At 70.4% G+C, this 17432-nt stretch carries 19 protein-coding genes; 9 read left to right on the top strand and 10 right to left on the bottom strand.

What is annotated here, in order from left to right; genetic code table 11:
• Window positions 1-25 precede the first annotated feature (25 nt).
• Together L0M17_RS14560 and L0M17_RS14555 are read right to left on the bottom strand one after the other, a co-directional pair.
• The gene (locus L0M17_RS14560; protein ID WP_241054802.1) at window positions 26-385 is read right to left on the bottom strand and encodes a response regulator transcription factor; all 360 of its coding nucleotides are present in this window, start codon (window positions 383-385) and stop codon (window positions 26-28) included.
• Complete coding sequence (locus L0M17_RS14555) at window positions 378-2114, bottom strand: sensor histidine kinase (protein ID WP_241054801.1); 1737 nt, start codon at window positions 2112-2114, stop codon at window positions 378-380. Before L0M17_RS14555 ends, L0M17_RS14560 begins: the two co-directional genes overlap by 8 nt.
• A 256-nt stretch (window positions 2115-2370) precedes the next feature.
• Between L0M17_RS14555 and L0M17_RS14550 the strand changes: the two genes are divergently transcribed.
• From L0M17_RS14550 to L0M17_RS14535, 4 genes are all read left to right on the top strand, one after another.
• Window positions 2371-2826: an ATP-binding protein gene (locus L0M17_RS14550; protein ID WP_241054800.1), complete on the top strand. Its 456-nt coding sequence runs from the start codon at window positions 2371-2373 to the stop codon at window positions 2824-2826.
• Between the two features lie 693 nt (window positions 2827-3519).
• Window positions 3520-4110: a hypothetical protein gene (locus L0M17_RS14545; RefSeq protein WP_241054798.1), complete on the top strand. Its 591-nt coding sequence runs from the start codon at window positions 3520-3522 to the stop codon at window positions 4108-4110.
• Window positions 4111-4183: 73 nt separating this feature from the next.
• A complete protein-coding gene (locus tag L0M17_RS14540; RefSeq protein WP_241054796.1) occupies window positions 4184-5617 on the top strand; it encodes a DDE-type integrase/transposase/recombinase in 1434 nt (477 codons plus the stop codon).
• The gene (locus tag L0M17_RS14535; protein WP_241054794.1) at window positions 5614-6426 is read left to right on the top strand and encodes an ExeA family protein; all 813 of its coding nucleotides are present in this window, start codon (window positions 5614-5616) and stop codon (window positions 6424-6426) included. Before L0M17_RS14540 ends, L0M17_RS14535 begins: the two co-directional genes overlap by 4 nt.
• A gap of 228 nt (window positions 6427-6654) precedes the next feature.
• Here L0M17_RS14535 and L0M17_RS14530 read toward each other — a convergent pair whose 3' ends face one another.
• Complete coding sequence (locus L0M17_RS14530; protein WP_241054793.1) at window positions 6655-6900, bottom strand: hypothetical protein; 246 nt, start codon at window positions 6898-6900, stop codon at window positions 6655-6657.
• Window positions 6901-6937: 37 nt separating this feature from the next.
• Entirely contained in the window at window positions 6938-7612 is a 675-nt protein-coding gene (locus tag L0M17_RS14525) for a TetR/AcrR family transcriptional regulator (protein ID WP_290427286.1), read from the bottom strand.
• A 430-nt stretch (window positions 7613-8042) separates the two neighbouring features.
• On the opposite strand from L0M17_RS14525, the gene L0M17_RS14520 reads away from it, so the two are divergent.
• The 3 genes from L0M17_RS14520 to istB all read left to right on the top strand — a co-directional run bounded on the left by L0M17_RS14520 (window position 8043) and on the right by istB (window position 10852).
• Entirely contained in the window at window positions 8043-8405 is a 363-nt protein-coding gene (locus L0M17_RS14520) for a hypothetical protein (RefSeq protein WP_241054790.1), read from the top strand.
• Between the two features lie 120 nt (window positions 8406-8525).
• On the top strand, window positions 8526-10058 hold the full coding sequence (gene istA, locus L0M17_RS14515) for an IS21 family transposase (RefSeq protein ID WP_290427285.1): 1533 nt from the start codon (window positions 8526-8528) through the stop codon (window positions 10056-10058).
• On the top strand, window positions 10055-10852 hold the full coding sequence (istB, locus tag L0M17_RS14510) for an IS21-like element helper ATPase IstB (protein ID WP_308196793.1): 798 nt from the start codon (window positions 10055-10057) through the stop codon (window positions 10850-10852). Before istA ends, istB begins: the two co-directional genes overlap by 4 nt.
• 1167 nt (window positions 10853-12019) lie before the next feature.
• On the opposite strand, the gene L0M17_RS14505 is transcribed toward istB, so the two are convergent.
• The 5 genes from L0M17_RS14505 to L0M17_RS14485 all read right to left on the bottom strand — a co-directional run bounded on the left by L0M17_RS14505 (window position 12020) and on the right by L0M17_RS14485 (window position 14984).
• Complete coding sequence (locus tag L0M17_RS14505) at window positions 12020-12259, bottom strand: CsbD family protein (protein ID WP_241054789.1); 240 nt, start codon at window positions 12257-12259, stop codon at window positions 12020-12022.
• A gap of 237 nt (window positions 12260-12496) precedes the next feature.
• Complete coding sequence (locus L0M17_RS14500) at window positions 12497-12955, bottom strand: universal stress protein (protein WP_241054788.1); 459 nt, start codon at window positions 12953-12955, stop codon at window positions 12497-12499.
• A gap of 75 nt (window positions 12956-13030) precedes the next feature.
• The gene (locus L0M17_RS14495) at window positions 13031-13276 is read right to left on the bottom strand and encodes a hypothetical protein (RefSeq protein ID WP_241054787.1); all 246 of its coding nucleotides are present in this window, start codon (window positions 13274-13276) and stop codon (window positions 13031-13033) included.
• Between the two features lie 186 nt (window positions 13277-13462).
• On the bottom strand, window positions 13463-13849 hold the full coding sequence (locus tag L0M17_RS14490) for a DUF2267 domain-containing protein (RefSeq protein WP_241054786.1): 387 nt from the start codon (window positions 13847-13849) through the stop codon (window positions 13463-13465).
• A gap of 790 nt (window positions 13850-14639) precedes the next feature.
• Complete coding sequence (locus L0M17_RS14485; protein WP_241054785.1) at window positions 14640-14984, bottom strand: hypothetical protein; 345 nt, start codon at window positions 14982-14984, stop codon at window positions 14640-14642.
• Window positions 14985-15157: 173 nt separating this feature from the next.
• Here L0M17_RS14485 and L0M17_RS14480 point away from each other — a divergent pair, with 173 nt between their 5' ends.
• Window positions 15158-15874 carry a hypothetical protein gene (locus tag L0M17_RS14480; RefSeq protein WP_241054783.1) on the top strand — a complete coding sequence of 239 codons (717 nt, stop codon included), beginning with the start codon at window positions 15158-15160 and terminating at the stop codon, window positions 15872-15874.
• Window positions 15875-15953: 79 nt separating this feature from the next.
• Here the strand turns inward: L0M17_RS14480 and L0M17_RS14475 are convergent, their stop codons facing one another.
• Entirely contained in the window at window positions 15954-16535 is a 582-nt protein-coding gene (locus L0M17_RS14475) for a recombinase family protein (RefSeq protein WP_241054781.1), read from the bottom strand.
• A gap of 379 nt (window positions 16536-16914) precedes the next feature.
• Here L0M17_RS14475 and L0M17_RS14470 point away from each other — a divergent pair, with 379 nt between their 5' ends.
• Complete coding sequence (locus L0M17_RS14470) at window positions 16915-17361, top strand: hypothetical protein (protein WP_241054779.1); 447 nt, start codon at window positions 16915-16917, stop codon at window positions 17359-17361.
• The last annotated feature ends 71 nt before the right edge of the window (window positions 17362-17432 follow it).

The following is a 17432-nucleotide window of genomic DNA, read 5'->3' as shown; positions in this document are numbered from 1 at the left end:
GCGCCGCGGCCGGAACGCGGGCATTCTAGGGGTGCAGGAGCGCCTTGGCGCGGCGCTGGAGGTCGGCGACGGTGAAGGGCTTGGCCAGGGCGTCGGTGACCCCCTCCGGGAGGTCCTGGACGAGGTCTTCCCTGGCGGTCAGGAGCAGGATGGGGACCTCGGCGCTGGCGGCGCGGATCCGGCGGGCGACTTCTGCGCCGTCCATGCGGGGCAGCCCGTAGTCCAGGACCACCAGATCAGGCTGGTGCTCGGGCATGGCGGCGATGCCGGCGTGCCCGTTGGCGACGGCGCGGACCTGCATCCCGGCCCCGGCGAGGACGGCGGTGATCAGGCCGCGCACGTCGTCGTCGTCCTCGATGACCAGGGCCCGGACATTCTCATCCATGATGATCCTCCTCGCGCTCTGCTGCCTGCCCGGCGGGGGCGAAGGCTTCCTCGTTTCTCCGCTGCCCGGCCTCTGGGGCGGGGTCGGGGAGGAAGACGGTGAAGGTGGTCCCGGCGGCGAGCCGGCTGACGCACTCGATGCTGCCGCGGTGGGCCTCGACGATGGCCTTGGCGATGGCGAGCCCGAGCCCGACGCCGGGGACGCGGGCGGCGCGGGCGGCCTCGGCCCGGTAGAACCTGTCGAACACGGACGCGGCCTCCTCCTCGCTCATGCCGATCCCGGTGTCCGAGACGGTGATCTCGGCCCCGCCCCGGGTCCTTGCGGCCCGGACGGTGACGCTTCCGCCGAGGAGGGTGTACTTGATGGCGTTGGAGATCAGGTTGTCCAGCAGCTGGGCGACCCGCTCCGCGTCCACGACCACAGGCAGGGGCCTGTCGATGGTGGCGTCGTGCAGGGAGATGCCGGCGGCCTCGGCCGCGGGGGCGGCGCTGGCGAGGGCGAGCCGGACGATCTCTGCCAGGTCGCAGGGGGCGGGCCGGGCATCGATCCCCCCGGAGGCGGCGGTGAGCAGGTCGGTGACGAGGCGATGGAGACGCTCGGCGTTCCGGCGCACGACGGTCAGCCCGTCCCTGACGTTCTGGGGCAGGCCGGGTGCGCTGCGGAGCAGGTCGATGTAGCCCAGGACGGAGGTCAGGGGGGTGCGCAGCTCGTGGGAGACGTTGGCCAGGAAGTCGTCCTTGGAGGCGATCGCCTGGATGAGCGCGGTGACGTCGGTGAAGGCCAGCACCGCCCCGTCCGCGGCCCCCGGGGCGCCGATGGGCCGGGCCGAGGTGGAGAACATCCGCTGCGCGGCCCCTTCGCCCAGGCGGATGATGTAGTCCGAGAACGATTCTCCGCGCACGGCCCGCATCACGGGCTGCTGCTCGGGGGGCAGCGGGTGCCCGGCGGCGTCGAAGATGCCCGGCCAGTCCTGATCGGCCCCGGGCACGCGCCCGGCGAGGGTCTTGTTCAGGTACTGCTGGCGGTTGGCCATCGAGGTCCGCCCCGCCGCGTCGACCGCCTGGACCCCGACCGGGACCGTCTCCAGGACTGCGTCCAGCAGCCGCTTCTCCCGGGCGGAGCCCTCCAGGGTGCGCTGGAGCCGATCACGTGCCTCCCGGAGGGAGCGCTGCTGGTCGGCGCTGCTCACGGCGAGCATGTGCACCACGGCGCCGGTGGCGAGCATCATGGCCGGCAGCACCAGCACGTCGGCGTAGGCACCCGGTTCATGGTTCCCGGCCGCGGCCAGGGGGATCCATACCGTCAGCAGGGGACCGAGGAAGGTCATGGACAGGCAGAACCTGGGGTGCAGGCCGGACCAGGCCAGCCAGACCACCGGGATGGCCGTCAGGACCCCCAGCTGCATCGAGGTCCCCAGGCCGGCCACCCGCACCAGCCCGATGGGCACGAAGTCCAGCAGCGGGATGGCCAGGGCCAGGCCCGGAGGCAGGCGCTCCCACGGCAGGGCGGCTGCGAGGGCGAGCAGGCAGGCCTGCAGCAGCACCCCGAGGCGGAACAGCGGATCGGCGGCCATGCCCGGGTGCGACAGGGCCGCCACCGGGACCACCAGCGCGATCGAGGCGGCCAGAGGCACCTGGCCGAGCGCCATCCTCTTCCTGGGGGAGAGCTGGTAGTAGAAGACGTGCAGCCCTCGGGTCCACTCCCGCTCCTGCGTCCGTGGCTGCCGCATACGCCCCGCCGTCCAAAGTTGTCATATCGATTGACAGTTTTCCCTATGCAGGTTACATGGGTGGTCTCGGATTCTGGGAAGAATCCCGGGGGAGGCATCGGGGCAGCGGCGGCGGCGCCGCTCGCCGGGAGCCCTCCGATTGGAGTTCCTTCCTTCTGGGGAAGGCTCTTCTGGCTGAGCGTGCGTTGCTCCCGGCAGCGCGCCGTTCGGGGATCGGGGCGGCGGGGCTATCGGCAGGGCGGAGGGGTGTCTGGCATTGAGCGAGCTCAGTGTGCGGGGCGCGGCGCGAGGAGCGGCGGAGCCGGGGTTCGTCGAACGGGTGCAGGAGGAGCTGGCCAGGATCTGGGCTTCTGCGCCGTACGTCGGGCTGGCGGAGCAGTCCGCGTTCGAGCTCGCCGTCGTCGAAGTTGTCGCCAACTCGATCCGGCATGCCCGGCCCCTCGACCCCAGCGTCCCGGTAGTGCTCGAGTTCCGGGTCGAGATCGGCCCCGGCCGGCTGGCCGCCCGCGTCGCGGAGCTGAACGCGTGGCCTTTCGGTCCTGGAGGGCGCAGCCGGGGCCTTCCGGGGGATGAGGCCGAGACCGGGCGCGGGCTGGCCCTGCTGGAGCGGCTGCTCTCGAAGCTCACGTGCGAGACGACGAGTTCGGGGAACCTGTGGATCCTCGAGCTGGAGCGCCCTGGACCCGAGAGGGCACAGGCGAGGCCTCGCTAGAGGGGGAGGGCCTTGCTGCGGGCTCCGCCGGTCTCACCCGTGGCGGCTGCCCAGGCGGAGGGGCGCATGCTGCCCAGTTCCCAGCCGGGGCCCAGGGTGCTTGGGCGAGCATGGCCGCCTCCGCCCTCGGGCAGGTCCCGTCCCGATGGAGCCGGCGCTGCCGGCACAGCCACATTCCCAGCCTCCGCTCCTCAACGCAAGCGCTGCGGCCGCTGGAGGGGAGGCGCCCGTGGGCGGCTTGGAATTCCTGGAGGCGGGCGCGGCGGACGCTCCCCGGAGCGGGGCGGGGCGGGGCGAGGGCGGCGGGTGCCGTGGCGGGCTTACCTGAAGCGGCCCAGGGGCAGTGCCGTCCCGGCCGGTGGCCCGGAGCGGGCGTCGCCCCGGGGGCGTGCCTGCCCTGGTCGTGCCTGGTGGGGTCCGGCGCCGCTGGCGTGCCGAGGCGGCGGAGCGGATCCGCTGCTCCTGCCAGGGCTGTCCACCGACGTTCCTGATGGCTGTGTTCTGAGTCTTCGGCGTCATTGTCAGTGGGGACGGGCCGGGATCGTGGTCATCTTCCGTGTCGCGGTCCTCGGCGACGCCATCGTGACGACGTCATGGGCGAGACTGGCCGCGTAATCAGTGGCCGCAGCGGCCCTCCCGCGATTTTTGCAGGGTCTCGGGAGGCACCGCTGCTTGGTGCATAGGAGTGCACCCATGCAGATCGTAGGCGTCGATGCCGATGCCGTCGAGCGTCGGCTTCGTGGCGGGAGAATGGCGTGCGGGTGCGGCGGGAGCCTGGGCCCTTGGGGTTCTGCCCGACGTCGCGTGGTGCGTGGTCTGGGGGCTTCGAGGCCGCGCCGGTCCAGGTGCCGCGGCTGCGGCCGGACGCATGTGCTGCTGCCGGCCACGGCCCTGTCGCGGCGGGCCGACGCGGCACGGGTGATCGGGTCTGCGCTGGTGGCCAAGGCCCGAGGTGCCGGCCACCGGCGCATCGCCGCCGAGATCGGGGTTCCGGAGGGGACTGTGCGTGGCTGGATGCGGGCCTTCGGACGCAATGCGGAAGCAGTCCGGGTGTTCACGGCCCTGCTGGGACAGCTCGACCCTCTCGCCGGACCGATGCCGCCCTCGCACGGGGGCGGGTTCGCCGACGCCCTCGAGGCCATCGGCCGGGCAGGCTCGGCCGCCCGGCGCCGCCTCGGTGCCGGCGTCGCGGTGTCGTCGTGGACGCTGGCTTCGGTCGTCACGGGCGGGCTCCTGCTCTCCCCGGCCTTCCCCGGTCCCCGGCGCAACACGAGCTGCCCCTGATACCGGGCCGAGGCGGTCTGGGAGCCTCGTCGCGGCGCGCAACCGTGCGCGCCGTGACAAGGAATGGTGGGAGATGCCCCAGAAGAACGACGAGGAGAAGGCCCGCACCGAGAGGGCGCGGGCGGTCGGACTGTTCCGGTATGCCGTGATCCGGGAGGCCGCCGATCCGTCCCTGACGGCCAGGCAGCGCGGGGCCCTGGTCAGGGAGCTCGCCGCGGCCGAGCACAGGGGGCCGTTCGGTGCCCCGGTGAAGGTCTCCCGGGAGACGCTGGACCGGTGGATCCGGGCATGGCGCACGGGAGGGTTCGACGCCCTGGTCCCGGCTCCGAGGAACGTGGTTCCCCGCACGGCTGCGGGGGTGCTGGCCACGGCCGTGGCGCTGAAGCGGGAGGCCCCGTCCCGGACGGCGGCGCAGGTCGCCGCGGTCCTGCGCGAGCACGCCGGGTGGGCCCCGAGCGATCGGACCCTGCAGCGGCACTTCGCCGCCCACGGCCTGAACGCCCCAGCCAGTGCCGGAGAGGGCGGGCATGGGGTGTTCGGGCGGTTCGAGGCCGAGGGGCCGAACGAGCGCTGGACCGGGGACGCCCTCCACGGTCCCGTCGTCGGCGGGGGCAAGGCGATCCTGTTCGCGTTCATCGACGACAACACGCGCCTGCTGACGGGATACCGGTGGGCGCACCGCGAGGACACCGTCCGGATGGAGGCCGCCCTCCGGGCCGGGATCGCCGCCCGCGGCATCCCCAGGACCGTCTACGTGGACAACGGCTCCCCGTTCGTCGATGCCCAGTTCCTCAGGGCATTGGCCTCCCTCGGCATCCGTCTGGTCCACTCCCGCCCGGGCAGGCCCCAGGGCCGGGGGAAGATCGAACGCTACTTCCGCACCGTCAGGGAGCAGTTCCTCGTCGAGGTCGGCGTGGGCGGGCAGGTGGAGGACCTTGCGGAGCTGAACCGGAAGTTCACCGCATGGGTCGAGACCGTCTACCACCGGCGGGTGCACTCCGAGACCGGCCAGACGCCCCTGGAGAGGTGGGAGGACGGCTGGGCCCGCAGCGCCGAGCACGGCATCACGGTCGCCCACGCCAGCCCTGCCCAGCTCCACGAGGCGTTCCTCTGGTCGGCATGGCGGAAGGTGACCAAGACCGCCACGGTCTCCTTCGAGGGCAACACGTACGAGGTCGATCCGGCGCTGGCGGGGCGGAAGGTCGAGCTGGTCTACGACCCCTTCGACCTGGCCAGGATCGAGGTCCGGTACCAGGGCATGCCCATGGGCGAGGCCCTCCCGCACCGGATCCGCAGCCACGTCCACCGCAAGGCCCGACCCGACGAGGCCACCCCGGTCGAGCCGGCAGCTACGGGCATCGACTACCTCTCGCTCGTGGAGGCCCGCCACGCCGCCGAGCTCGCCGAGCGGATCCAGTACTCCGAGCTGCCCCTGCCCGGCCTCGAACCGGAGGCGACCGACGGCCTGCTCGCCGTGGACGCCGCGACCGGGGAGGTGCTGGCATGACCCATGACCTGCGCTCGTACTGGGGGTTCGGCATCACCCCGTTCGGCAAAGAGCTCGCACCCTCGCAGCTGCACCGCCACAAGGCCCACGCCGAAGCAGTCGCACGCGTCTCCTGGTGCATCAGGGAACGGGGCCTCGGCGTCCTGACCGGGGAGGTCGGGGCCGGGAAGACCGTCGCCGCCCGCACCGCCGTCTCCGGCCTGGACCCCTCGCGCCACACGGTGATCTACATCGGCAACCCCACCGTGGGCGGGACCGGGATCTACGCCCAGATCGCCACCGCCCTCGGGGCCGTGCCCAAGGTCCACCGGCACGCGCTCATCGCCCAGGCCCAGGAGCTCCTCGCGGCCGAGGAACACGAACGCGGCCGCCTCACGGTCCTGATCGTGGACGAGGCCCACCTGCTCGACGCCGGCCAGCTCGAAGACCTCCGGCTCCTGACCAACGCGGAGATGGACTCCCACGCCCCCTTCGCGGCCCTGCTCCTGGGCCAGCCCACGCTGCGGCGGAAGATCCGGCTCGGCGCGTTCGCCGCCCTCGACCAGCGGATCACCATGCGCTGCACCCTAGCCGGCATGACGGCCGAGGAGACCAAGGCCTACATCGGGCACCACCTCGGCCTCGCGGGCCGCTCGGACGCGCTCTTCAGCGACGACGCCACCGCGCTCGTCCACCAGGTCTCCAGGGGACTGCCCCGGGCGGTGAACGTCCTGGCGATCCAGGCCCTCACCGCGGCCTGGGCCAAAGGCCAGTCCATGGTCGACGAATCCGCTGCCCGAGCCGCCGTCGCCGAGGTCACCGGCGAATGACGCACACCCCAGCGACACCACGACCACCACCGCGCCACCACGACCACGAGGCCCCCGCCGGAACCGCCCGGCGGGGGCCTCTTCGCGCTCAACCCATCAGCAGCGGGAATGACGCCGTCATCGTCATCGAGAACGTCGTCGAACACAGGGCCCGCGGGGACGGGGTGCCGTGCAGCGGTGGGCTGCGGGGCTGGCAGCGCCAGGGGAGCCTGGCCGGCGGCCATCCCCTCAGCCTGCCTCGGCGATGGCCGCCCCGTGGTGGCGGACGCAGCGCAGGTGCTTGAGCAGGGCGCGTTCGGGGTGGCCTTCGTGGGTGTCGATGAGCCGGCGCAGCCTGTCCTTGGACTCCTGGTCCAGGCCCGGGCCCTCCAGCACTTCCAGGAGGATGCCCAGCACCTGGCCGGCGAGGGTCTCCTCGCCGGCGTAGGGCTCGGTCAGCGCGGCCATGGCCCCAGCTGCCATGATCTCTGCCATGGCAAGGAGTCTGTGAGCAGACCTAAGGTTCTGTCTATTAACGGCAGATGAAGTTCTGCTGACGGAGCCTGGGGACGTTCCGGGAGCCGGCTCGTAGGAGGCCCGTCAGGGGCCCGGCTGCCGGCGGTGGTGCTGGGCTCAGCAGTGCCGCGAGGTCTCGGGCGCGTCCGGCCGCATCGGGGTCGTCTTCCTCGTGGGCGATGATCGCGCCCTGGAGGAGGAGGTGGCAGGACCAGGCGAAGCCTTCGGGGTCGCGCCAACCCGCCGCGGCCGCGGTCCGTTCGAGGCTTGCGCGGTTCTGGGCGAGGTAGGCGGCGCTGGCGCGCCCGAGGGGGTGGCCGGGGCCCATCTCGATGAAGACCTGGACGAAACCGATGACCTCGGGGGAGCCTGTCCGGAACCATCGGGCGAATACGTCGAAGACGGCAAGGATGGCCTCCTCGGCGTCCGGGGCGGCGCTGACGGCGGCGGAGACGGCGGCGCGGCGCTCCTGGAAGCGGCGCTTCAGGTAGGCCAGGACGAGGTCGTCCTTGGAGCGGAAGTGCCGGTAGAGGGTCGAGGGCACCACGCCCGCGGCCGCGGCAAGCTCGTCCACCCCCACCGCCCGCACCCCGCGCCGGGAGAACAGGGCGTAGGCGGCCTCGACGATCCGCTCCCGCACCCCGGGCGCGCCCTCGGGGGCGGGGGTCCGGGCAGGGGTTTCGGGGTCCATTCGGGCATCATAGGACGCCCGTGCGGTTGTGCCTGCCGCCAGGAGGCGCCTGGGCGCCGTTCCGGCGCGGGGCCGTCTCCGGCTCCGTGCCGGCGGCGAGGACGACTGACGCTCCCGGTGAGCAGCGGGAGGCAGCGCCGTCCCGGTACCGGCCCCTCGGAGGCTGGGAGAAGGAAACCGCCCCGGCCGGGGGAACCGGGGCGGCAGCGTACGCACGCCATCGAGGGAGAGGTCGTGCATCTGAGACTATAGCTCGCGCTTCAGCGGTTTGTACATGCACAAGTGGTGAATGCTGCTTGTACACGGGCCGGGGACTGCCTAACCTCGTGAGATCGGGGGGAACTGGGATCCCGGAGGCCTCCATGGGTGCCAGGAGCCGGGACTGCGTGCACCGGCCGGGTGGACCCCGGAGGCCGGATTGGGGGTGCCGATGATGGAACCTGCGGCAGGCCTCGCGGCCGAGCTCGCCGGGCTCGCCGACCGAGGCGAGTACCTGGGCGCGGCGAGCGAGATGCTGATGAAGCTCTTCCCCTCGGACCACGTCGTCTACAACATCCTCGACGCCCGCACACCCTCGGCACGGGTTCTGAGCTTTCCGGAGTACGAGGACGGCAACCTCTCGGAGGCGTTCCTCTCGGTCTGCGACGACCACCCGATTCTCCTGAGCTACCTGCGCGACGCCACGCCGGGCCTGTGGGCGCCGAGGCGGCTGAGCGACCTCGTCACGGACCTGGCCCTCTACCGGACACGCACCTACCGGGTACTGCTCCGCCCCTATTGTCAGCGGCCATGAGATTCTCCCCATTGGCGGCCAGATAGTTCCCCGCTGACGGCCAGTTCTTTCTCCCCGTCCACGGCCAGTTGTTCTCCCCGGGTGCGGGATTCCTTCCGCCGGTCGTGGTGATGATCGCGGATGAAGAGCAACGAGGAGATCATGGAGATTCTTGAGGCGTATGACCTCACCGGCAGCTACCGTGCCGCGGCGGAGCTCGCGGGGTGTGACCATCACACGGTGGCCAGGTATGTGAAGCTGCGGGCTGCCGGAGGGCCGGATCGCGAGAAGGGGCAGCGGGCCAGGCCGATCGACGGGTTCCTGCCGAAGATCGAAGAACTCGTCGAGCGCTCGGGAGGCCGGGTCCGGGCGGATGTGGTCCATGAGCGGCTGGTCGCGATGGGGTTCGCCGGCGCGGAGAGGACCACGAGGCGCACGGTCGCGGAGGCCAAGGCGCAGTTCGCGGCGGGGCGGCGGCGCGTGTTCCGCCCCTGGATCGTCGAGCCTGGGCTGTGGCTGCAGTGGGACTACGGATGGGGGCCGAGGATCGGGGGCCGGGCGACGCTGCTGTGGTGCGCGTGGCTGGCGTGGTCGCGGTTCCGCGTCGTGATCCCGATCTGGGACAAGAGCCTGCCGACGGTCGTGGCGTGCATGGATGCCACGCTGCGCAGGATGGGCGGGGTCCCGGCGTTCGCGCTGACCGACAACGAGCGCACCGTGACCGCCGACCACATCGCCAGGGTCGCGGTGCGCAACCCGCAGATCGTGGAGATGGGCCGCCACTACGGGATGACCGTGCGCACCTGCGTTCCCGCCGACCCGCAGTCCAAGGGCGGCTCGGAGTCCACGGTGCGGATCTCGAAGGCGGATCTGGTGCCCACGGCGGCGAACCTGCTCGAGGAGTACCGCACCTTCGGGCAGTTGGAGAAGGCGTGCCACGATTTCTGCGACGAGGTCAACGCCCGCCCGCACCGGGAGACACGGCAGGCGCCGGCGGCGATGCTCGCTGCGGAGCGGGAGCGGCTGCATCTGCTTCCGAAGGCGCCGTTCACGGTGGTGTTCGGGACCACCCGCCGGGTGAACTGGGACGCGACCGTGTCGATGAACGGGGTCCGGTACTCGGTCCCGCACGAGCTGGCCAACACCAGGGTCTGGGTGCGCGAGGCGGGCGAGGAGGTCATCGTCACTTCCGTGGCCGAGCGCGGGGAGGCCCGCGAGGTGGCCCGGCATGCGACCGGGCGTCCCGGGACCCCAGTCCTGGACGACGCGCACTACCCGCCCCGGGCGGATGAGGCCGCGGACCGGCAGCCCAGGGCGACCACCCCGGAGGAGGCAGCGTTCCTGATGCTCGGCGCGGGTGCCAAGGCGTGGCTGGTCGAGGCCGCCGCCGCGGGAGCCAGGCGGATCCGCGCGAAGATGGCCGAGGCCGTTGCGTTCGCCAAGCTCTACGGCACCGACCAGGTCGACCGGGCCCTGGGCACGGCCGCGACGACGGGCAGGTTCGCCGACAGGGACCTGGTCTCGATCCTGGGCTACCAGGCCGGGCTCGCCCACGTGGAGCCCTCCCGGGCCTCCGAGGCCCATTCCCTCCAGCCGGGCACGGGCGGCTGGGGCCGCCTCGATGGCTCAGAGCCCGCCGCCGCCGACATGACGGGCGAGGAGGAGGACCGGTGACGATCACAACGATGCAGACCGTGGTCGCCCGCGCCCACGGCGACCCGCTGGCCGAGGCCCTGGAGCTGACCCGCCGGCTGAAGCTGCCCCACATGCGCAAGGCGCTCACGGACCTGATCCCCACCGCGAAGGCCCAGCGCTGGGACCCAGCCGAGCTCGTGCGGGTCCTGCTCGCGGAGGAAGTCGCCGGCCGCGACCGCGCCAACCTGATCACCCGCCGCAAATCCGCCGGCTTCCCGGCAGGGAAGACCTTCGGCGACTGGGACGAGGAGCTCTCCCCGATCCCGCGCCCGACCCAGGAAGCACTCAAGTCCCTCGAATGGGTCCGCCGGCGGGAGAATCTCGCGATCTACGGGCCGTCGGGGACTGGGAAGTCGCACTTCTGCGAGGCGCTCGGCCACGCGGCAGTCGAGGCCGGCATGATCGTGTCCTGGTTCGGGATCGAGGATCTCGGCGCCCTGGTGCGCAAGCACCGCGCCGACGACTCCATCGCCCGGGCCCTGACCAGGGTCGTGCGCAGCGATCTGATCATCGTGGACGACATAGGCCTGCTCCCGGTCTCCCCAGACGCCGCCGAGGGGTTCTACCGCCTCGTGGACGCCGCCTACGAGCGCCGGGCGATGGCGGTCAGCTCGAACCTCGCCCCGGCCGGATTCGACGAGATCATGCCCAAGACCATCGCGACCGCGACGGTGGACAGGTTCATGCACCACGCCCACCGGGTCGAGACCAAGGGCGAGTCCTACCGCCTCGCCCAAGCCGCCTCCGGCAAGGGGGTGACGCCCTTCCGCTGACCCGACAGACAGTCCAAACCCGAACCGGGGAATCAACTGGCCATACGTGGGGAGGAAAGATGGCCGCCACCGGGGAGAACAACTGGCCGTCCACGGGGAAAACCAACTGGCCGTTGACACCCTATGGCGTCAACCGCAAGCTGGCCCTCATGACGGCGGACCCTGCCTCGGGGGTGGGAAGCGCATGGGGTTTGAACCGTCTCGATCTGGACTACACGGACAGCGAGCTGGAGCTTGCGCAGCACATCCAGCCGATGCTGCGCCTGCTGGAGGCCGCCTTCCCACGAGGAGGCGACGCAGCGGCGCCGCCGGGCACGGCCGATGAGTTCTCCCTCGCACGGCGGGAGCAGCAGGTCCTGGACCTACTGGGGGAAGGGGCTCCCCGGGGCGGGGATCGGCCGGCTCCTGGGCATCAGCCCGAAGCGCTCCTGCTGTTCACCGCCCACTTGGGTTCCTTCTCCTGGACAGAGAGGGGACCGGGAGCCGGAGACAGATGCGGGCAATCATTGCCTGCCCATGTCGGCCTCCACCCCGCCCCCAGGGGGACTGGCCGCCGAAGGCCTGACCCCGCCCGATCGGAGGGGCGCGTGCTCAACAGGGGCGGGCTGCCGACGCCCGTCCGGCGGGAGAGGCGCGGTGAGGAGGTGGGCAGCGCAGACAGGGCCCGGTGCGCAGTGACGCCAACGAGCAGCGGCTCTCCGATACCGCTTGGCGGTGTCCGGCGGAGCCTCCTGCTGCTGCCGGATCTAGGGGATGGGCGGAGGCGGCCTCCAAGGGTCCGGCGGGAGGTCGGGGTCGGGTGTGCCCGGTGGGACGGTGGGCTCGGGCCTTCCCGGAGGCTCGGGCACCGGTTGAGGGCCGGGGTCCGGGGGAAGGCCCGGGGTCGGTTCCGAGGGCACGGGCGGCTCTCCCGGCGGGAAGGTCGTCCCTGTCCTCTCTGGGTCGGGGATCCTGTCTGCGGAAGGCATTTCTCCTCCTGGATCGGTAATCGCTCTCGATGGGCGCTGCCGGGCCGGGACCGGGGGCGTCGAGTTCCTCCCGGCCGGCCGGGCCGTGAGGACGGCCCGGGACACCATCCGCTTCACGGGCGGTCGCGGATGTTCCCGCCAGCCGTCCTAATCGCTTGACCGCGGCCACGGGGGTTCCCGCCGGGTGGACGGGGGCGGGCTACCCGGCGGCCTCGCCCCGCGGGGCTGGGCGGCCGTCGTCCGAATCGGCGCGGCGTTCTTCCGCGGTCTCCTTCACGTGGGCCTTGATGTCGGCGGCGGTGTCCTTCAGGCTTCCCTTGGCCTGTTCGGCCTTGCCCTTGAGGACCTTCGAGTCGTCGTCGGTGGCCTTGCCCACTGCTTCCTCAACCTTGCCCTTGATCTTGTCCCCGGCTGCGTCGAACTTGTCCTCGAGTCCCATCCTCGGTGCCTCCCATCGGGTTGGATGTGGGCCACGGTACTCCCGCCGGCTTCTTCGAGCCAGAGCGGCCCGATCTGGTGCATAAAGTCCCTTTCGGCATAAGGGGGGAGCAGCCGCGCCTGACCTGGCAGAGGCCGCGCCCCAGGCCCCCTCCGGGACCGGGGTCCGGGCCGCGTGCCACGGCTTCTGCAGAGCCCCCGGGGGCAGCGGAAGAATCGTCGGGGGAGCGGGCTTCTCCTATCCTGGTTCGTCGGAGCTGGAATTGCCCTGGACGGGCCGGACCACCACGACCGAGCAGGTGGCGTGGTGGACCAGCTGGGCCGAGACGGACCCGAGGAGGAGCCCTGCGAACCCGCCATGGCCACGCGATCCCACAACGACCAGGTCGGCATCGCGGGCCGCGTCCAGCAGAACCTGCGAGGAATCCCCTTCGACGACCACGCTCTCGACCGGGACACCCGACACGTCCGCAGCCGCAAGCTGCCCGGCCTGGGTGTCGATGGCATCCTGCCTGAAGGCCTCAGGATCCGGGACGACTGCGGTGGCATCGCCCAGGACCGGGTAGCGCCATGCAGTGATGGCCCGAAGTCCCGTTCCCCGGAGCCTGGCCTCCTCGAGCGCCCACGCGAGGGCGCTCGAGGAGGCCTCCGAGCCGTCGATCCCGACCACGATCCTGTTCCTGTCGCTGCTGCTCATAGTGATCTCCTCTCACTTGTCTTCATGGAAGGACGCTGTCCAACCAGCCCCACGGACCCGCACTGCGGGGTGCGCTCATCGGTCGGCGAGGGCCTCCGCAGCGGCGATGCCTCCGAGGGAGACAACGCTGAGCTGTTCTGCGGTCATCGAGTGCCTTGCCCCTTGGGGAAGGCCCTTCAGCACCAGGTGCAGGGCCGTGCACCTGACTGCGTAGCTGCCGCCGAGGGCCTGTTCGAGCTGCCCTCGCGCCTCCCCAGGCAGTCCCTCGACGCCCAGCAGGGTGCTGATCGCCTCGTCCGGATACAGTGACTGGTCGTCCATGGCTGTCCTCTCTTCGGTGGGCCAGCTTCTGCCCAATAGCCTGAAGGTGATGGCGAGTCGGTGGTGCCGCTAGACGCCGTTTGGCGTGGAAGCCTCTTGTGGGGCTTGTCCCGCCCTGTTCAGGCGCACTGCGACGCGGACATCAAGGCCGCCGTCCCGGTAGTGGCCTCGGAGTCCCGCTCGGGGTCAGGCAAGTTCTGGCTTGCCGAAGTACACGGCGTAGCCGGAAGGAAGCTCACTCAGGATCTGGTTCAGCTGCCCGCCGGTGACCGCCTCGCCGAGCGTGGTCAGCACGGCGCTGGCGTCCCATTTCGCGCTCTCGCGGCTCTCCCCGGTCCCAGCGCTGAGGTGGTCGATGAACTGCTCGGGGCCCAGTTTCTCGGCCGGCTCGGGCGCCTGCTCGAGGAACCACTTCAGTTCCGCGGGCAGCTGGGAGGCCACATGGTGGCTCTCCGCGCCGGTCAGGCGCCTGCCGAGGGCCTCCAGGACCGTGCGCACAGCCTTCTCGGCGTCGGCAGGATCCGTGTACTCCCCGCGTTCTTCCACGCGCTTCAGGAAATCGTGGTACTTCATCCCGTCCTTCCCCCTGTCCTGGTAAGGCCTCTCTCCTGGCACAGCGCAGGGCCGATGACGCGGCCTCCTGACGTGACCGACGATCAGGTTCCTGGCCTGCTTTCCCGGCCCTGCGCCGCTCCGCGGGGCCGCCCTGCCTGTGCTGTTCCTGCACGGCCGGCCGATGCGCCCGCGGCCGGCCGTCGCCGACCGCCCCGGCACCGTGCTCCGTTCGGGCCAAAGGAGGTCCCTTCCGCTTCAGCAACAGTGCAGCCTCCTGGGTCATGACTCGCTGCAAACCCTCGGTCAGGTCCGTGCATATCCGGTCTGCCCCTGATGGGCGTGACGATTCTAGATACACCACGGGGGGCAGATGCAAGGGGATGCGAGGCGGGCATCATCCCCTGTCAGACAGGACGAAGCCTGGGCACTGCCAGTCCGACGGGACTCCCGCCCGCAATGGGCGTGGCCCGCGGCGGGTGCAGGCTGCACCCCGGGCCGGAGCGCATGGGGATTGTCCCGGGCTCCTGCTGCAGAAGCCCGGCTCTGGAGGAGCCCGACAGCGGGTGGGAAGGCCCGCGATGCTCTCACGCGTTCGCATCGGGGTTGTCGATCCATCCGAGGCCACGCATCCAGCGCGAGTATTCCGTGGACGGGTTCGCCGGTCGGAGAGGACCGCCTCCCTGACCCTGTGGAAGGGGCCGCCTGCTCTCCGCGCCATCTTCTCGGCCAGGGCCTTGGCCCACTCGAGGCCCTCTGCGGTGAAGGCCACTTCATGGCCCCTTCAGAGGAACCCCCGCGTCTCTGGGGCTCACTGGTCGGCGCGTTGGCCTGCCTTGAGCCAGAGCGTGCCGTCCTCGACCCGGTCCAGCTCGTCCGCGGCGACGTACTCGTGGCCTGCGAACAGGCCGGGCCTGTCGATCTTCACGTAGCCCAGCCGCAGAAGCCTCTCTGCTACGTGCCTGGGCAGCCTGGAGATCTGAACGAAGTCGTCGATGAGGCCGCCCGCGCCCCCGGTTTCGGGAACGGCCTGGCCCTCGGCGGCCACGGCTTCCGGATCGCCCATCTTGAGGTCTTCGACCCTGCCGGCCTTCTTCCCATCCGCCCCGACCACGGGCATTCCCTCGCGTACCTGCTCGATGACAGCCACGGTCATGTCCTCTCCGTCAGTGCCGGTCTTGGATGCCCACATCCTAGAACCGGGCCCGCGCCATGGGAATGAGGCGACTTGACTCCTCTAAGGTGCTCGCGAAACGCGGCGCATGCCTCATCTGGGATCTGCTCGCGAAATGCCGGTCCCGGTGCGGGCGCTGGAGTCTGCTGGCCGGTATGGGATCGGAGCTGTCGATGGCGACCAGGCGTGAGATCACGAAGAAGTACGCCCGCGGGTATGCGGCCGCGTCGAAGAAGGAGCGCGGGCGGATGCTCGACGAGCTGGTCGCCACGACCGGCTGGTCGAGGGCGAACGCCCGCCGCCAGGTCCGTGCGGCGGCGGCGCGGAAGCGCTCCCAGCGTGCGGTCAAGCGCGCGCCGCGGCCCCGGACGTACGGGTACGACACCCTCAGGCTCCTGATCCGGGTGTGGCGGCTCGCGGGCCAGCCGTCCGGGAAGTACCTCGCAGCGACGATGCCGCTGTGGCTGCCGAAGCTCGAGGAGCACGGCGAGTTCGGCGAGGACGCGCACCGGCTCACCGAGCACAGACGTGCCCAGCTGCTGGCCGTCTCGGCGGCGACGATCGACAGGCTGCTCAAGCCGACCCGGGACGGGATGGCGCTGTCCGGGAAGCAGGCGGAGATTGAGGGCACCACAGAGCGTCTTCGTGGGGCTGCGGTCTACGCCCTCGAATCGGACATCTGGAATGCCCTCGCTAAGTACTACGCCTACACCAAAGCCCTCGACCTCGGGACACCCGTGCAGGGATTTGAGGACCAGTCGACCATCTTTCAATGGCTGTGCGGCCAAAGAGATGAGTTCGTGCAACGGCGGGCTGCGCTCGAGAAATTCGTCTACAAGCTGCCCGGGCAGCTGGACGGGAAGACGGCCTAGGCAGCCAGCGAGGGGACCGGCTTGGGAGCTTCGGCCTTGAGGGCGAGCGGCCGAAGCTGGGTTGAGGGTGTGGGGCTGGTCAGATCGTGAGCGCTCGTGAGCGCCTGTAGAAGGTGGCCCGGGACATTCCGAGGTCCCTTGCGACTTGCGCTGCGGGCTCGCCGCCTTCGACCAGGCGGATGGCGTTCCTGATCTGGCTGTCGGTGATCCGGCGGGGGCGGCCGCCGAGGTCCTTGCCGGCTTCCCTGCGTTTGCTGACGGAGTCGATGACGCGTTCGCGTTTGATCTCGTGCTCCATCTGGGCGAGGGCGGCCATGATGGTGAACAGCATCGACCCCATGGGTGTCTTGGTGTCGACGTCGCCGCCTCCGAGGTTCAGCACGCGCAGGCCAGCACCACGGGCCCGCAGCTCGTCGGCGAAGGCGAGCATGTTCTGGGTGGATCGCCCGAGCCGGTCCAGTGTCGTGATGACGAGGGTGTCCCCGGCGATGAGGGCCTCGAGCGCCCGGTCGAATTGGGGCCGTGACGCCCGCGCTCCGGAGACGCCGTGGTCGACGTAGAGGTCGTCGCGCCGCACGCCGGCCACGAGGAGGTCCGCCTGCTGCCGGTCGGTGGACTGCTGCCGGGTCGAGACGCGGGCGTAGCCGATCAGTTTTGCCATGGGCTGCTCCAGGGTGTCTCTTAACCAACGGTGGATACGGCGATTCAACCAGAAGGTTCCGAGACATAGTTGCGAGAAACGCCGGCCGCAGGGGAACTCGCACGATTCCACGAAAACTGAGCGGATGGGGTCGCTGTTGATGTTCGGCTAGCGAGACGTCTCGTATCCAAAGGGTTAGAAGACTCAACGGGTATGCGCCCCTGGACGATGAGTATGATTCGAGTCGGAGCGCGTGAGGTATCTGCAAAAGTGCATTAATCCTGACAGGTGATTTACGTTTCAGTGCCTCGCGCTGGTACTCTCCCGGGAGAACTTCGACGGATGAGACAGCTGCTCTCATGCCTTTACTGCGATTAACCTCGATGAACCCTCAAAAGCTGTGGAGTCAGCATTGCATCACGAAATCGCCATCCAATACTTTCAGGCCACATCGTCGATAATTCCTACGCTCGCGATAGCGTTGGCGGTCTCGAGCGGGGTGATGAGGGTGCAGGAGGGGAAAGATGCGCGGATATGGTTTCTGGCCGAGGTTCGACCGAGAAACATCTTCTTTGCACTGGGCTTGATGCTACTGTTCGCCGGCGGCGAGATACTTTCGCTGGCCACCCTGGCGACGGGCAAGACAACGCATACCGCAATGTTCCTTGTGCTTGTTGCGATTGTCTTTATGTTCTGGCTCGTCCTCTACAACTCGATCGCGCCGTCGCTCGAGGCGATGAGCGAGAGAATGGCTAAATATGCCGGATGGATCGCGGCCGGGGGTGTGGCCGCGCTTTGCGCCATCTTCGCCGCTGCCTTCTTTGTTCTAGGCGGCTCTATAAACTAAGGCCCTTGAGTGCCCGGCGGATTGGATCATCGGGAAGGCCCGTAGTGTCAGGCGGTGGGCAGGGGCAAGAG

The organism is Sinomonas terrae (assembly GCF_022539255.1).
GTDB lineage: Bacteria > Actinomycetota > Actinomycetes > Actinomycetales > Micrococcaceae > Sinomonas > Sinomonas terrae.
The sequence above is the reverse complement of the archived record's forward strand: the minus strand, read 5'-3'. Positions and strand labels throughout refer to the sequence as shown.

Coding starts and splice junctions, on each gene's coding strand:
- L0M17_RS14560 (WP_241054802.1), bottom strand. CDS start 385: ATGGATGAGAATGTCCGGGCCCTGGTCATCGAGGACGACGACGACGTG.
- L0M17_RS14555 (WP_241054801.1), bottom strand. CDS start 2,114: ATGCGGCAGCCACGGACGCAGGAGCGGGAGTGGACCCGAGGGCTGCAC.
- L0M17_RS14545 (WP_241054798.1), top strand. CDS start 3,520: ATGCAGATCGTAGGCGTCGATGCCGATGCCGTCGAGCGTCGGCTTCGT.
- L0M17_RS14540 (WP_241054796.1), top strand. CDS start 4,184: ATGCCCCAGAAGAACGACGAGGAGAAGGCCCGCACCGAGAGGGCGCGG.
- L0M17_RS14535 (WP_241054794.1), top strand. CDS start 5,614: ATGACCCATGACCTGCGCTCGTACTGGGGGTTCGGCATCACCCCGTTC.
- L0M17_RS14530 (WP_241054793.1), bottom strand. CDS start 6,900: ATGGCAGAGATCATGGCAGCTGGGGCCATGGCCGCGCTGACCGAGCCC.
- L0M17_RS14525 (WP_290427286.1), bottom strand. CDS start 7,612: ATGGACCCCGAAACCCCTGCCCGGACCCCCGCCCCCGAGGGCGCGCCC.
- L0M17_RS14520 (WP_241054790.1), top strand. CDS start 8,043: ATGATGGAACCTGCGGCAGGCCTCGCGGCCGAGCTCGCCGGGCTCGCC.
- istA (WP_290427285.1), top strand. CDS start 8,526: ATGAAGAGCAACGAGGAGATCATGGAGATTCTTGAGGCGTATGACCTC.
- L0M17_RS14505 (WP_241054789.1), bottom strand. CDS start 12,259: ATGGGACTCGAGGACAAGTTCGACGCAGCCGGGGACAAGATCAAGGGC.
- L0M17_RS14500 (WP_241054788.1), bottom strand. CDS start 12,955: ATGAGCAGCAGCGACAGGAACAGGATCGTGGTCGGGATCGACGGCTCG.
- L0M17_RS14495 (WP_241054787.1), bottom strand. CDS start 13,276: ATGGACGACCAGTCACTGTATCCGGACGAGGCGATCAGCACCCTGCTG.
- L0M17_RS14490 (WP_241054786.1), bottom strand. CDS start 13,849: ATGAAGTACCACGATTTCCTGAAGCGCGTGGAAGAACGCGGGGAGTAC.
- L0M17_RS14485 (WP_241054785.1), bottom strand. CDS start 14,984: ATGACCGTGGCTGTCATCGAGCAGGTACGCGAGGGAATGCCCGTGGTC.
- L0M17_RS14480 (WP_241054783.1), top strand. CDS start 15,158: ATGGGATCGGAGCTGTCGATGGCGACCAGGCGTGAGATCACGAAGAAG.
- L0M17_RS14475 (WP_241054781.1), bottom strand. CDS start 16,535: ATGGCAAAACTGATCGGCTACGCCCGCGTCTCGACCCGGCAGCAGTCC.